At 71.6% G+C, this 13,699-nt stretch carries 14 protein-coding genes; 6 read left to right on the top strand and 8 right to left on the bottom strand.

From position 1 onward, the window contains the following. The 4 genes from GXW76_RS12460 to folE all read right to left on the bottom strand — a co-directional run. The coding region (locus GXW76_RS12460) for an MFS transporter (protein WP_211862341.1) at positions 1–639 on the bottom strand (639 nt) is incomplete at its 3' end. Between the two features lie 208 nt (positions 640–847). Further along, positions 848–1,600 (bottom strand): SDR family NAD(P)-dependent oxidoreductase, encoded by a 753-nt coding sequence (locus GXW76_RS12455; RefSeq protein ID WP_211862340.1) that lies wholly within the window; start codon positions 1,598–1,600, stop codon positions 848–850. A 153-nt stretch (positions 1,601–1,753) separates the two neighbouring features. Further along, a complete protein-coding gene (locus GXW76_RS12450; RefSeq protein ID WP_211862339.1) occupies positions 1,754–2,476 on the bottom strand; it encodes an RNA polymerase sigma factor in 723 nt (240 codons plus the stop codon). A 37-nt stretch (positions 2,477–2,513) separates the two neighbouring features. Continuing rightward, the gene (gene folE, locus GXW76_RS12445; RefSeq protein ID WP_211862338.1) at positions 2,514–3,179 is read right to left on the bottom strand and encodes a GTP cyclohydrolase I FolE; all 666 of its coding nucleotides are present in this window, start codon (positions 3,177–3,179) and stop codon (positions 2,514–2,516) included. A 222-nt stretch (positions 3,180–3,401) separates the two neighbouring features. Between folE and GXW76_RS12440 the strand changes: the two genes are divergently transcribed. Continuing rightward, on the top strand, positions 3,402–4,451 hold the full coding sequence (locus GXW76_RS12440; protein ID WP_456307106.1) for an ornithine cyclodeaminase: 1,050 nt from the start codon (positions 3,402–3,404) through the stop codon (positions 4,449–4,451). A 284-nt stretch (positions 4,452–4,735) separates the two neighbouring features. On the opposite strand, the gene GXW76_RS12435 is transcribed toward GXW76_RS12440, so the two are convergent. Both GXW76_RS12435 and GXW76_RS12430 read right to left on the bottom strand, forming a co-directional pair. Continuing rightward, positions 4,736–6,082: a glutamate--cysteine ligase gene (locus GXW76_RS12435; protein WP_211862337.1), complete on the bottom strand. Its 1,347-nt coding sequence runs from the start codon at positions 6,080–6,082 to the stop codon at positions 4,736–4,738. A 36-nt stretch (positions 6,083–6,118) separates the two neighbouring features. After that, on the bottom strand, positions 6,119–6,844 hold the full coding sequence (locus tag GXW76_RS12430; RefSeq protein ID WP_211862336.1) for a 16S rRNA (uracil(1498)-N(3))-methyltransferase: 726 nt from the start codon (positions 6,842–6,844) through the stop codon (positions 6,119–6,121). A 29-nt stretch (positions 6,845–6,873) separates the two neighbouring features. On the opposite strand from GXW76_RS12430, the gene ubiA reads away from it, so the two are divergent. Genes ubiA through GXW76_RS12415 form a run of 3 tightly spaced genes read left to right on the top strand, consistent with a single transcriptional unit; the run spans position 6,874 to position 8,879 of the window. Beyond that, complete coding sequence (gene ubiA / locus GXW76_RS12425) at positions 6,874–7,773, top strand: 4-hydroxybenzoate octaprenyltransferase (RefSeq protein WP_211862335.1); 900 nt, start codon at positions 6,874–6,876, stop codon at positions 7,771–7,773. Further along, a complete protein-coding gene (locus GXW76_RS12420; protein ID WP_211862334.1) occupies positions 7,770–8,411 on the top strand; it encodes a class I SAM-dependent methyltransferase in 642 nt (213 codons plus the stop codon). Before ubiA ends, GXW76_RS12420 begins: the two co-directional genes overlap by 4 nt. Positions 8,412–8,459: 48 nt before the next feature. Beyond that, positions 8,460–8,879 (top strand): RHS repeat domain-containing protein, encoded by a 420-nt coding sequence (locus GXW76_RS12415; protein ID WP_211862333.1) that lies wholly within the window; start codon positions 8,460–8,462, stop codon positions 8,877–8,879. Positions 8,880–8,984: 105 nt separating this feature from the next. On the opposite strand, the gene GXW76_RS12410 is transcribed toward GXW76_RS12415, so the two are convergent. Both GXW76_RS12410 and GXW76_RS12405 read right to left on the bottom strand, forming a co-directional pair. Next, positions 8,985–10,244: a c-type cytochrome gene (locus GXW76_RS12410; RefSeq protein WP_338150950.1), complete on the bottom strand. Its 1,260-nt coding sequence runs from the start codon at positions 10,242–10,244 to the stop codon at positions 8,985–8,987. Next, the gene (locus tag GXW76_RS12405) at positions 10,241–10,990 is read right to left on the bottom strand and encodes an SDR family NAD(P)-dependent oxidoreductase (RefSeq protein WP_211862332.1); all 750 of its coding nucleotides are present in this window, start codon (positions 10,988–10,990) and stop codon (positions 10,241–10,243) included. The genes GXW76_RS12410 and GXW76_RS12405 overlap by 4 nt, the downstream gene beginning before the upstream one ends. A gap of 221 nt (positions 10,991–11,211) precedes the next feature. Between GXW76_RS12405 and GXW76_RS12400 the strand changes: the two genes are divergently transcribed. Both GXW76_RS12400 and GXW76_RS12395 read left to right on the top strand, forming a co-directional pair. Continuing rightward, a complete protein-coding gene (locus GXW76_RS12400) occupies positions 11,212–12,549 on the top strand; it encodes a ferredoxin reductase family protein (protein ID WP_338150949.1) in 1,338 nt (445 codons plus the stop codon). A gap of 63 nt (positions 12,550–12,612) precedes the next feature. Beyond that, positions 12,613–13,623 carry a C-terminal binding protein gene (locus GXW76_RS12395; RefSeq protein ID WP_338150948.1) on the top strand — a complete coding sequence of 337 codons (1,011 nt, stop codon included), beginning with the start codon at positions 12,613–12,615 and terminating at the stop codon, positions 13,621–13,623. Positions 13,624–13,699 lie beyond the last annotated feature (76 nt).

The following is a 13,699-nucleotide window of genomic DNA, read 5'->3' as shown; positions in this document are numbered from 1 at the left end:
GGGGGGCTCGGCGCCGGCGCCGCCGCCCGCGGCCAGCGCCTCGTGCGCCGCCGGGAAACGGATGAAGCCCATCACGATGAAGACGACGAGGTGCATGAACCCCATCACCACATAGGTCGCGAGGTAGATCGGCACCCACTGGTCATGCGACCAGCGCACCAGCGACGGCCCCATCACCGCCGCGAGCACACCCCCCGCCGTGACCCAGGAGATCGCCTTGGCGCGGTGCGATACGGGCACCAGTTCCACCGCCGCGAAGCGGTACATGTGCAGGGCGGCCACAGCGTAGCCGAGGATGACGCCGCCCAGGCACATCATCACGAAATTGGCGTTGTAGAGCCCGATGCCGACCACCGCCGCGCCCGCCATGCCGAACACCGAGCCGACGCGGAAGCCGAAGCGCCGCCCCATCCGCTGCATCAGCATGGAGGCCGGGAACACCCACAGCATGATGCCGAGGTGCTGCAGCGTCATCGGCAGCGTGGCGAGTTCGCGGTCCGGGTAGAAGGTGACGACGGACAGCGCCGTCGCCGCGAACATCATGGTGTTGGCGGCCTGCCCGGTCGCCTGGCAGCAGGCCAGCAGCAGCAGGTTGGTCCGCGCGCGGGCGTCGAGGCCATGCGCGGCAGGGCGTTCCATCGTCATCATTCGCTCTTTAGCGGGTCCGCGCCGGGGGAAAAGGCGGGCCGCGGTCGGGACAGGCATGCGTGCCGCGGCAGGCGCCAGGCACCGCCACGCCGGGCCCGACCGCGAGGCGCCGGAATATCGGGAGGCGGCAGTCCGGCTCCCCGCGCAGCGGCGCGCAGGCCTTGCGCGACATCGGCCCCGCCGCTCCCCGGCCTGCGGATCAGTGGAAGACGCGGCCGGAATCGATGACGACCGTCTGCCCCGTCATGGTCCCGGTGCGGCACATGGCGACCACCATGTCGGCGCAGTCGTCCTTGTCGGCGGGTTTCTTCAGCAGGGATCCGGCGGCGGACCGCTCGACCTGCTCCGGCCGCAGGTTGGCGGTCGCGCGCGTGCCCTCGAGCAAGCCGGGTGCGACGCAATTCACCAGCGTCGTCGGCGCCAGCGCCACCGCCATGCAGCGCGTCAGGTGGATGAGCCCCGCCTTCGACACCGCATAGGCGATGGACGATCCGCTCGGCCCCAGCCCCGCCACCGAGGAGATGTTGACGATGCGGCCGCGCCCCTGCGCCTTCATCACCGGCGCCACCGCCTTGATCAGGCGCAGCGGCCCGGTGAGGTTCACCGCCATGATCCGGTCCCAGAGATCGAGCGTCAGGCCGTCGAGGTCGTCGAACGGGATCGCCTTGTTGAAGGCGGCGTCGTTCACGAGGATGTCGATCCGGCCGAAACGGGCGGTGACGTCCGACACCAGCCGCTCCACCGCGGCCTGGTCGGTGACGTCGCAGGCGAAGGCGGCCGCCTCGGTCCCGTGGCGCGCGGCGAGGTCGCGGGCGACGTCCTCGGCCTGGTCGCGGTTCTGCGCGCAGGTGACGGCGAGGTGCGCGCCCTCGTGCGCGAGGGCATGGCAGATGCGCTGCCCGAGCCCGCCATTGCCGCCGGTCACCAGTGCGACCGCACCCTTGAGATCCATGCGCATCCTCCCGCATCCGCGCGCAGCGTGCGGCCACTGCGGGAGGGGGGCAAGGCCGGGGCGCCGGCGCATCGCCGCACCCTGGCCGCCTCCGATCGCAAACGCGGCGGCGGGTTGCTCAGGGCGACCGGCCCTGGGGCCCGCCGGGCGCCGTCACCCTCGCGGCGCCGGCACGGCGAGGCCAAGTCGCGACAGCACCGTCTCGGCCATCCGCGTGCAACGCGCGCCGTCGAAGGGGAAGGCGTCCCCCAAGGCATCTCCAAGCCGCTGGTCGAGTTCCGCTCGGAGAAGGCGCCGGGCGCGGTGCAGGCGCGTCCTGACCGTCTCCGGCCGGATGCCGAGGATCCGGGCCGTCTCCTCGACGCTCAGCCCATCGACATCGCGGGCCACGAGCACCGGCCGATAGACCTCGGGCAGGCCGTCGATCGCCTGCTCCAGCAACCGCCGGATCTCGCGCCGCGCCGCCGCGCCTTCGGGATCGCCTCCCAGCGCCGTCGGAAACATGAGGATGCTGGCCCCCCCGCCCTTCTGCGCCACCTCGATCTGTTCCAGATCGACCGTGGTCCGCCGGCGACGCAACCGCCCGAACGCCTCGTTGAGCGCGATGCGCGTCAACCAGGTCGAAAGGCTGGCGTCGCCCCGGAAGCCGGCGAGCCCGCGGAACGCGCGCACATAGGCTTCCTGCACCACGTCCTCGGCCTCGGCGTCGTCGCGCAGCACGCTGCGCGCGGCGCGGAACAGATGGCGGTTGTTGCGTCGGATGATTTCGCGAAACGCCCCCGCCTCGCCCCGGCGCGCCTGGCTGACGAGTTCGCCGTCCGATAGCCCGGCATCGGCGGCTTCGCCCGCGGCCTTGGGATGCTGGTGTCCTCGCATCTGCTCACTCCCCGCTCGTCCCTGCATTCGATGCCGGTCAGCCGAAAAGGTTTCCGGCCGCAGTCTCGCGCCGATCGAGCCCGGCAGCGGAGAGAAATTCCGCCCGGATCTCGGGCCGGTCCCGGAAGGCGCCGAGCATGCGGCTCGTGACCATCACCGCGCCGGGCTTGTGGACGCCGCGGGTGACCATGCAGCCATGGGTGGCCTCGACGGCGACGGCGACGCCCCTCGGCCGCAGCACGGTCTCGATCGCGTCGGCGATCTGCGCCGTCATCCGTTCCTGGATCTGCAGCCGGCGGGCGTAGAGCTCGACGATCCGGGTCAGCTTGGAGATGCCGACGACCCGGGCGCCGGGCAGGTAGGCGACATGCGCCCGGCCGAGGACTGGCGCCATGTGGTGCTCGCAGTGGGACACGAAGCGGATGTCGCGCAGCAGCACGATCCCATCATAGCCGCCGCTCTCCCCGAAGGTCCGCTCGAGCAGCGCGACCGGGTCCTCCTCGTAGCCGCCGAACCACTCCCCATAGGCACGGAGGACGCGGTCCGGCGTGCCTGCCAGCCCCTCGCGGCCGGGATCGTCGCCGGCCCAGCGGATCAGCGTCCGCACGGCTGCCTCGGCCTCGTCGCGAGAGGGCCGGAGGGCGCCGCCGGCGTCCTCCCTGAAACCGGGCGCATCGACGATCGATGTGACGAGAGCATCCATGCCTGTCCTCCTGGTGCCATTACGGGCTTTGCGCCGTGGGCAGTCACTTGGATGCGGCGGAGGACGAAAACGTTCCGCGCTGTCTCGGGGGACATGCACGGGCCTGGCGCATCAACGCCGATGGCAGGCCGGCGCAGTCCGGCCGGCGCGCGCGGAGATTCCAACCGGCACCTCCGCTGCCCTAGGATCGGCCCTGGTTCAACGACGGGACAGGACTCGGACGTGACCGCCCCCCTCGCCTCCGAAAAGGCAATGGTGCCCTTCGTCAGCGTGCACAACATGATGCGGCTGATCCATCACCTGGGCATCGAGACGATGCTGCGCGAACTCGCCGACCTCATCGAGGACGACTTCCGCCGCTGGGAAAGCTTCGACAAGACGCCGCGCCTCGCCAGCCATTCGCGCGACGGCGTCATCGAACTGATGCCGACCTCGGATGGCACGATCTACGGGTTCAAGTACGTCAACGGCCATCCCAGGAACATCGCCGAGGGCCTGCAGACCGTCACCGCCTTCGGCATGCTGGCCGAAGTCTCCACCGGCTATCCCGTGCTGCTGACCGAGATGACGCTGCTGACGGCGCTGCGGACCGCGGCGACCTCGGCGATGGCCGCGCGGCACCTGGCGCCGAAGGGCGCGCGCACCATGGCGTTGATCGGCAATGGCGCGCAGGCGGAATTCCAGGTCCTCGCGATGAAGACCGTCTGCGGCATCGACACCGTCCGCCTCTACGACATCGACCCGCGGGCGACCGAGAAGACGCGCCGCAACCTCGTGGGCTCGGGGCTCGCCGTCCTGCCCTGCGCCTCGGCGCAGGCCGCGATCGAGGGTGCGGGCATCATCACCACCTGCACCGCCGACAAGCAGTTCGCGACGATCCTGACCGACAACATGATCGGCGCGGGAGTCCACATCAACGCCATCGGTGGCGACTGCCCAGGCAAGACGGAGCTGCACCGCGACATCCTGCTGCGTGCCGACACCTTCGTGGAATATGCGCCGCAGACCTGGATCGAGGGCGAGATCCAGCAGATGGGCAGGGACTATCCGATCACCGAGCTCTGGCAGGTGGTCACCGGGGAACGGCCCGGGCGCCACGACGAGCGCCAGGTCACCCTCTTCGACAGTGTCGGTTTCGCCATCGAGGATTTCTCGGCGCTGCGCTACCTGCGTGAGCGCATCCGCGGGACGGACTTCCACGAGGATCTCGACATGATCGCCGATCCCGACGATCCGCGAGACCTCTACGGCATGCTCCAGCGCGCGCGATGATCCCGTCGGCCCGGCCTTGGCCTTAGAGTGGATTCCGTTCGCAAGAGCTCACGGCAGCCGCTCCAAACCTATGTCTTCGAGAGCATCCTTACCCGATCAGGTGATTTCACCTGATCGGTATCTGCTCGAAGGACCGCTCCCCCGGCCCAGGCCGCAGCGCCGGGAGCCGCGGCTGAACGGCAAGCGCGGATCGCAGGCGGCCAGAACCAGCCGTCTGCGTGAAGAGGCCCGCTCCGGCACGGCGAAAGCGATTTCCAACCCTGCGGAAACCGCTCCGGCGGCGGTCAGGCCGCCGCTTCGGCGAAGATCTTCGACACGTCGCCGCCCCAGGCGGTGGCGTGACGTTCGAGCCAGCGGTCGGCCTGGGTCTGGCCGGTGGCGACGATGGCATCGATCGGATCCAGGTGGATCTCCTCGCCCAGCCCGCGCGCCTTCAGCCCGTCCCGCGCGATGGCGAGCACGTCGCGCGCCACGTCCTGCAGCCTGCGGCCGCCGATGGTGGCCTGCAACGCCTGCGCCGGCACCATGTCCCGCAGGGCGCGGAGTTCGTCCACGCTCCAGCCCTTGGTCAGCGCCCGCGCCGCCTTCTGCGCCGCGTCGTCGTAGAGCAGCCCGACCCAGAAGGCCGGCAGCGCGGTGAGATACACGGGCGCGCCGGCATCCGCACCGCGCATTTCCAGGAACCGCTTCACCCGCACATCGGTGAAGACGGTGGTGACGTGGTCGGCCCAGTCGCCCATCGTCGCGGTCTCGCCGTCCAGCCGGTCGGCGGCCTTGCCTTCGAGGAAGGCGCGGAAGGGAATGCCCGCGGCGTCGATCCAGCGGCCCTCGCGCATGATGAAGTACATCGGCACGTCGAGCACCCAGTCGGCGAAGCGCTCGAAGCCGAAACCGTCCTCGAAGGCCACGGCGGGGATGCCGGTGCGGTCGGGGTCGGTGTCGGTCCAGACCTTGCCGCGCAGCGTGCGGTACCCGTTGGGCTTGCCTTCCGCGAAGGGCGAATTGGCGAACAGCGCGGTGGCGAGCGGCTGCAGCGCGAGCGAGACGCGCAGCTTCTCGACCATGTCGGCCTCGTCGCCGAAGTCGAGGTTCACCTGCACCGTGCAGGTGCGCAGCATCATGTCGAGGCCCATGTGGCCGACCCGCGGCATGTATTCCCGCATGATCGCGTAGCGGCCCTTGGGCATCCACGGCATCTGCTCGCGCGTCGCGAGCGGGTGGAAGCCGAGCGGCGCGAAGCCGAGGCCGAGCGGTCCCGCGACCTCCCGCACCTCGCGCAGATGGTCGGCGATCTCGTCCCGCACCTCATGCAGCGTGGCGAGCGGCGCGCCGGACAATTCGAACTGACCGCCCGGCTCCAGGCTGACCGAGGCCTCGCCCCGCTTCAGCCCGATCGGGTTGCCGCGGTCGAGGATCGGCTCCCAGCCGAAGGCCGTCAGCCCTTCCAGCATGGCGCGGATGCCGCCCGGCTCGTAGGGCGGCGGGGAGAGGTCGTCGCGCCGGAAGCCGAATTTCTCGTGCTCCGTGCCGATGCGCCATTGCGCGCGCTGCTTGGATCCGGCGGCGAACCACCCGGCAAGCTGACGCGCCGAGGTGATCGGCGTGGGATCCGACTCGCCAGGATTCGACATGCAGCCCTTCCGATGGCGCCGCAGGACGCGGCACGTTCAATTCGCGGTCCAGTCCCCCGCCAGCGCCTGGAGCACCGCAAGGCCCGCAACCGCCGCCGTCTCCGCCCGCAGGATGCGGGGGCCGAGGGCGACCGCGGTAACAAAGGGACGCCGGGTCGCGTCGTCAAGCTCAGCCCCGTCAAACCCGCCCTCGGGGCCGACCAGCCAACCGCAGGGCAGGCTCAGCCCCGCGGCGGCGCGGCCAACGGGCATGGCGCCCCGGCGCTCGGCCGCGACCAGCAGGGGGGCGCCGTCCCAGGCGTCCAGCGCGGCATGGAGCGGCAGGGCCGGGCGGATCTCCGGCACCGAGAGCCGCTCGCATTGTTCGGCCGCGCCACGGGCGATGGCGGCCAGGCGCTCCCCGTTCACCCGGTCCACCACCGTCCGCCGGGTGAAGACGGGCTGGATCACGCCGGCGCCCAGTTCCGTCGCTTTCTCGACCACCCAGTCGAGCGCATCCCGCTTCAACGCGGCGACCATCAGGCGCAGGTCCGGCTCGTCCCTCGGCGCTCGCAGCCGCGCGCCGAGTGCGAAGACGCAACGATCCTTGCGCAAGGCGACGATCTGCGCGGCGAATTCCCCGTCCCGCGGGTTGAACACGGCCACGGCATCCCCCGCCGCGCGCCGCAGCACGGTGCCAAGGTGGTGGGCCTGGGCGGGCGTGCCGGGGATCTCGGCGCCTTCGGCCAGGAATTCGTCGAGGAAGAGTCGCGGGGTGGACATGCTGGGGCTCCCTACCCCTTATACGGCCCGTGAGTGGATACACAGACATCCGCGCCGGCGGCTGGGTCGCGCGCCTGCCAGAATCCTGGCGCCCCTATGCGCTGTTGATGCGCCTCGACCGCCCGATCGGGTCCTGGCTGCTGTTCCTGCCGGGGCTTTGGGCCTTCGCCATGGTCGCGCCTTCCTGGGGAACCGGGCTGTGGCTGACCTTCCTGTTCGGCCTCGGCGCAGTGCTGATGCGCGGCGCGGGCTGCGTGGTGAACGACCTGTGGGACCGCGACCTCGACCGGAAGGTGGAACGCACGGCGGGGCGGCCGCTCGCCTCGGGCGCGGTGCGGCCGAAGCAGGCGCTGGCCTTCCTGCTCGGCGTGCTGCTGGTCTCCTTCCTGATCCTGCTCCAGTTGAACCGGGCGGCGATCATCCTCGGCGTGCTGTCGCTGGTGCCCATCGCGCTCTATCCGCTCGCCAAGCGCGTGACGGACTTCCCGCAGGCGATGCTCGGGCTGGTCTTCTCCTGGGCTGCGCCGATGGGTTACGCGGCGGTGACGGGCGGACTGGATGTGGCGGCGATCGCCCTCTGGGCGGCGGGCTTCTTCTGGATCCTCGGCTACGACACGATCTACGCGCACCAGGACCGCGAAGACGACGCGCTGGTCGGCATCCGCTCCACCGCGCTGCACTTCGGGGAGCGGACGCGGCCCTTCCTGGCGGCCTGCTACGCCGCGACGGTCTCGCTGCTGGCGCTCTCCGGCTGGCTCGCCGGACTGTCGGCCTGGTTCCTGCCGGCGCTGGCGCTGCCCGCCGCGCTGCTGATCCGCCAGATCGCGATGCTGGACATCCGCGACCCCGCGCTCTGCCTGCGGCTGTTCAAGGCGAACCGGGAGGTCGGCCTCGCCATCGCCCTCGCCTTCCTGGTCGGCCGCCTGTGACGCCGGAGGAGTTCGTCACCGCCCACACCACGGTCACGCGCGCGGCTCTGGTGCCGGAGATCGCCCTGCACCTGGCCAGCGAGATCACGCCGATCTGGCAGGCGACCGAGACCTGGCTGAAGGAACACAACATCGAGCCGCCCTTCTGGGCCTTCGCCTGGCCCGGCGGCCAGGCCACCGCGCGGCTGCTGCTGGACGATCCGGCACGCGTCGCCGGCAAGCGGGTGCTGGATTTCGCCGCGGGCTGCGGCATCGCCGCCGTCGCCGCCGCCATGGCCGGCGCGGCGGTGGTGGAAGCCGCCGAGATCGACCCCCTCGCCCTCGCCTCGGTACGGCTGAACGCGGCGCTGAACGGCGTGCATGTGGAAACCCCCGAGGGCGACATCGTCGGCACCCCCTGCCGGTGGGACGTGATCCTCGCCGGGGATGTCTGCTACGAGGCGCCGATGACGGCCCATATCCTGCCCTGGCTGCGCGGCCTCGCCGCGACGGGGGCGGAGGTGCTGCTCGCCGATCCCGGCCGCGCCTACCTGCCGCGGCAGGGCTTGGAGCCCCTCGCCCGCCATGCCGTGCCGACGACACTGGAACTCGAGGACCGCACGCTGCGCGAGGTGACGCTGTTCCGCCTGCTTCCCTGAGGGGCGCCCGCCATGCGAAAATGAGCATGTCCACGAGGGACCGCCGCCATGCGCCGCCATGCCCTTCTCCTGCTCCCGATCCTGCTGCTCGCCATGCCCGCCGCGGCGCAGCGCCAGAACCAGTACGACGCGCAGGGCCGCTACATGGGCCATACGGAGCGCAACGGCGACCGCGTCACGCGCTACGACGCGCAGGGGCGCATCAGCGGCTACAGCGAGCGCAGCGGCAACATGATGCGGCACTATGACGCCCAGGGCCGCATCACCGGCAGCAGCGAGCGCGGCCTCGCCGGCACGACGCAGCACTACGACGCCCAGGGCCGGCTGACCGGCCGCAGCGACCAGACCGGCACGGTGACGCGGCGCTACGACGCCGAGGGCCGGATCACCGGCAGCAGCGAGCGCAGCGGCGGCACCGTCCGCTCCTATGACGACAAGGGAAGGCTGTCCGGCAGTTCGTCTCGCTGAGCGTGCCCCGCGTCCCGATCGCGACCGCCCACGGACTTCGTTCCCGGGTCGCGGCCCTTACCTTCAGTCGCCCGCCGGCCCGGCGCGAGAGTCGCGGGCAGGATGCTATCGCGTCGCCTGCTCGAGGAAGCGCAGTAGCGCCGCCAGGTCCTCGGGATTCTCCACGCGCTGCACCGGCATCCTGGTCCCCGGCGTCACCACGTCCGGGCCACGCGTGAAAAGGTCCGCGACCGTCTCCGGTGTCCAGACGATGTCGCCGCGCGCCAGGCGCCCGGAATAGGCGTAGCCGGCCACGCTGCCCATCCGCCGGCCGAACAGGCCATGCAGATGCGGGCCGGCCATGTTGCCGGCCTCGGCCGTCAGGGCATGGCAGGCCGAGCAGGCGCGGAAGACGCGCGCGCCGTGCGCATCGAGGCCGGCGCGCGGCGGGGCTTCCCGCTCCGCCTCCACAGGGCCGATCGCCCGGCCCGCCGCCGCGTCCCAGCGCCGCACGCGCCGGTCCGCCCCGCCGGTCCACAGCGTCCGCCCGTCCGGCGCGAAGACCGCCGACCAGACCGGCGTGCCCGGCCCGTCCAGCGTATGCAGCAGCCGCCCCTCCGGCAGGCCGATCACCGCCACGCTGCCGCCGAGCGTCGCCGCCGCGAGCAAGGTCCCCGGACCGTTCACCGCCAGCGCGACCACCGGCCGGCTGCCGGCATGCAGGTCCCGCACCGCGCCGTTCGCGGTGATCAGCCGCACGGCGCCCTCCACGCCGCCCACGGCCACCCCGCCCGAGGGCAGCGCGGCAAGCGCGTTCTGCGGCAGGGCGAATTCCGCGATCACCTGGGACACGCCATCCGCGCCCCAGGCCCGCACCGTGCCGTCGAAGCCGGCGCTGACGGGCACGCCGTCGTCGCGGAACACCACCGCGTTGACGTTGCCGCGATGCCCTTCCAGCACGCGCGTCGGCACGCCCTCGGCCCAAAGCCGCACCGTCCCGTCCCACGCGGCCGAGGCCAGCACGCCGTCGCGCCAGGCGAGCGAGGCGACCGGCCCCTCATGCCCCTCCAGCACGCGAAGCGGCGCGCCGTCGCGCGGCTCGGCAGGCCAGATCGCGATGCGCCCGTCCTCCCCGCCCGAGGCCACGCCACCACCGGGCAGCGCGACCAGCGCGTTCACCGCCCCCGCATGCCAACGCACCACCGCCCGCGCGCGCCCGGTCCCAAGGTCCCAGAAGATGACCGACTGGTCGAAGCCGGCCGAGGCCAGCGCGCCGCCTTCCGCCAGCACCGCCAGTGCCCGCACCGGCCCCCCGTGCACCGCGGCCCGGTCCTGCGCCGCCGCAGGCAGCGCGAGAAGGACCAGGGCGGCGAGCCACCGGATCACACCACCACTCCGCCGCTGACGTGGATGACCTGCCCCGTGACGTACCCCGCGGCCGGAGAGGCAAGGAAGGCGATCGCCGCCGCGACCTCGTCCGGCGTGCCGAGCCGCTTCAGCGGGATGCGCGCCGCGATCTCGTCCCACTGCGCCTGCGTCAGCGCGGCGTGCGCGCCGGGATCCTTGCGCGTGTAGCCCGGCACCACGGCATTGACCGTCACCGCCGGCGCCCATTCCAGCGCCAGCGTCCTGACCAGCGCCTCCACCGCCGCCTTGGCCGCGGCAGAAGCCGGGAAGAGCGCCACGTCATTGCGGAACAGGTGCGCGACGAAGGAGGAGACGGCGACGAGGCGCGGATCGGTCCCTTCCCGCAGGATCGGCCCCGCCGCGCGCGCGAGGCGCAGGAAGGCAAGCGCGATGGCATCGTGGCTGCGTGCGAAGGCCTCGTCGGTCAGCGCCGCGACCGGCGTGCGGTCGGCGAAGCCGGCATTGGAGACGACGACATCGAGGCCGCCGAGCAGGCCCGCTGCCTCCGACACTGCACGCTCCGGCGCGCCAGCCTCGGCGAGGTCGCAGAAGATCTCGTGGGCCGTGCCTCCGCGGGCACGCACGGCTTCCGCCGTGCGTGCCGCGCCTTCACGGTTGCCGCGGGTGTGCACGGCGATGGCGACGTCAGGGGCGGCCAGCGCGCGACAGGTTGCCGCGCCGATGCCGCTCGCCGCGCCGGTCACGAGAATTCTCCGCTTCGTCATCACCACCCGCTCCGCGCCGCTTCACCGTGTCCCGCCGGCGAACATCGCCGCGCGGGCACTATACTCGCGGGGGAAAGCCCTTGAAGACGCTCCCGCGCGGATTGGACCGCCATGGGCTGATGCACATCAATGCCGCGGCAGGAATTCAGGGTATGAGTTCGTGGCGGCCGCGGTTGCCTGCGCGCGCCGAAACGGGCTGGCGACGTGCCTGGGGAGGCGCCGTGACGAAGGTGAAGATCGGCTTCTGGGGCCTTCTGGCGGTGCTCACCATGCTATGGGTCGCCGCGGACCCTTTCGCGCTCGCCCCGGTCGGTTTCTTCCCCTTCCGCGACGGCATGGTGCAGATCACCGGCATCCTCGGCATGGCCTGCATGAGCGCGGCGATGATCCTTTCGCTGCGGCCGCGATGGCCCGAGCGCTGGCTCGGCGGCCTCGACAAGATGTACCGGCTGCACAAGTGGCTCGGCATCGGTGGGCTGGTCCTCGCGGTGGTCCACTGGCTGTGGTCGCAGGGGCCAAAATGGGCCGTCGGCTACGGCTGGCTCACGCGGCCGGCGCGCGGCCCGCGGCCGGTGCCGGACAGCGCCATCGAGCAGGCGCTCCGCTCGCTGCGCGGCACGGCGGAGGACATCGGCGAATGGGCGTTCTACGCCGCGGTCCTGCTGATCGCGGTCGCGCTTATCCAGCGCATTCCCTACCGCCTCTTCTACAAGACGCATCGCTGGCTGGCGGCCGTCTTCCTCGTGCTGGTCTTCCACGCGATCGTTCTCACGCAGTTCGGCTATTGGACCACGCCGCTGGGGATCGCGATGGCGATGCTGATGGCCTACGGCTCGGTCGCCGCCGTCATCGTGCTGCTGCGTCGCGTGGGCGCGGGCCGGCAGGTGCAGGGCAGCATCGCCTCCCTCACCTACTATCCCGAACTGCGGGTGCTGGAAGGCGAGGTTTCGGTGCCGCAGGGCTGGCCGGGGCACCGCGCCGGGCAGTTCGCCTTCGTCACCTCGGACACCGCAGAGGGCGCGCATCCCTACACCATCGCCTCCGCCTGGAGCGACGCCGAGCGGCGCGTCACCTTCATCACCAAGGAACTCGGCGACCACACGCGCACCCTGCGGGACAGGCTGCGGGTCAGCCAGGAGGTGAAGATCGAAGGTCCCTATGGCTGCTTCACCTTCGAGGACGACCGTCCGCGCCAGATCTGGGTCGGCGCCGGCATCGGCATCACGCCCTTCATCGCGCGGATGAAGCAGATCGCGCTGGAACGCCCCGGCGTCCGGCAGGAAATTCACCTCTTCCACCCCACTGCCGACTACAGCGCGGAAGCCATCGCGAAACTCACCGCCGATGCGGCGCGCGCCGGGGTCCGCCTTCACGTGCTGCACGATGCCCGCCACGGCCGGCTCAACGGCGAGCGCATCCGTGCCGAGGTGCCCGGCTGGCGGGAAGCGAGCATCTGGTTCTGCGGCCCCGGCGGCTTCGGCCAGGCGCTGCGCCAGGATTTCGCTGCCCACGACCTGCCGCCTTCCCGCTTCCACCAGGAACTCTTCGCCATGCGCTGACGGGTTGCGCGCCCGGCACGGCGCACGCATCCTCCGCGCTCCAAGGACGATGGGGGAAACCAAGTGACGCTGACCGTGCTCGAGCCCGAGGGGCTCTATCCCGACACCTCGCTCGAGCAGCGGATCATGGGTCCTTCGGTCCGTATCCTGCAGGGCGCCTGCAAGGCCTCCCTCGCCGAACTTCCGGACGAACTCTGCCAGCAGGCCGAGGGCCTGATGACACTGCGCATGGCCGTCCCCGCCGACCAGATCGCGCGCTTCCCGAAGCTCAAGGTCATCATCCGCATGGGCGTTGGCTACGACCGCGTGGACCGCGCCGCCGCCGCCGCGCGCGGCATCAAGGTCTGCAACGTGCCCGACTACGGCACGCAGGAAGTGGCCGAATTCGCGGTGCTGATGGCGCTCGGCCTGCGGCGCGGCCTGACGCTGTACCACGACACGCAGCGCGGCCCGAACCCGGCGCGCTGGGGCGTGATGCCCCACCCCGCGGTGCGTCGGCAGGAGGCGCAGACCTTCGGCATCCTCGGCCTCGGGCGCATCGGCACGGCGGCCGCGCTGCGGGCGAAGGCGCTCGGCTATCGCGTGGTGTTCTACGATCCCGCGCTGCCCAACGGGGCGGACCGCGCCATCGGCGTCACGCGCTGCCGCACCATGGACGAGATGCTGGCGCAGGCCGACGTGCTCTCCATCCATTGCCCGCTGACGCGCAACACGCGCGGGCTGATCGGCGAGCGCGAGCTGCGCCTGCTGCCGCAGAACGCCGTGGTCATCAACACGGCACGCGGGCCGATCCTCGACATCGACGCGCTGGAGCGCGTGCTGCGCGAGGGCCACGTCGCCGCCGCGGGCCTCGACGTCATCCCCGTGGAGCCGCCGGTCGAGCCCATCCCCTCCCTGCTGCGCGCCTATCGCGACAAGGAGGAATGGCTGAACGGCCGCCTCATCATCTGCCCGCACATCGCCTTCCACACGCCCGAGGCCTGGGACGACATCCGCCTGAAATCCGCCGAGACGATGCGCGACGTGCTCGTCGAAGGGCTGAATACCAACGTCATCCCGCCCGAAAGCGATTGATGGTCGTTGCGAGGCGGCCGCTGGCGGGTTGGAGGGGCCTTGCCCCTCCAAACCTCCCCACCAAAGGCCGAAGGGC

The sequence above is a fragment of the Neoroseomonas soli genome, assembly GCF_018129065.1.
Lineage (GTDB): Bacteria > Pseudomonadota > Alphaproteobacteria > Acetobacterales > Acetobacteraceae > Neoroseomonas > Neoroseomonas soli.
This window is presented reverse-complemented; position numbering and strand designations above follow the sequence as displayed.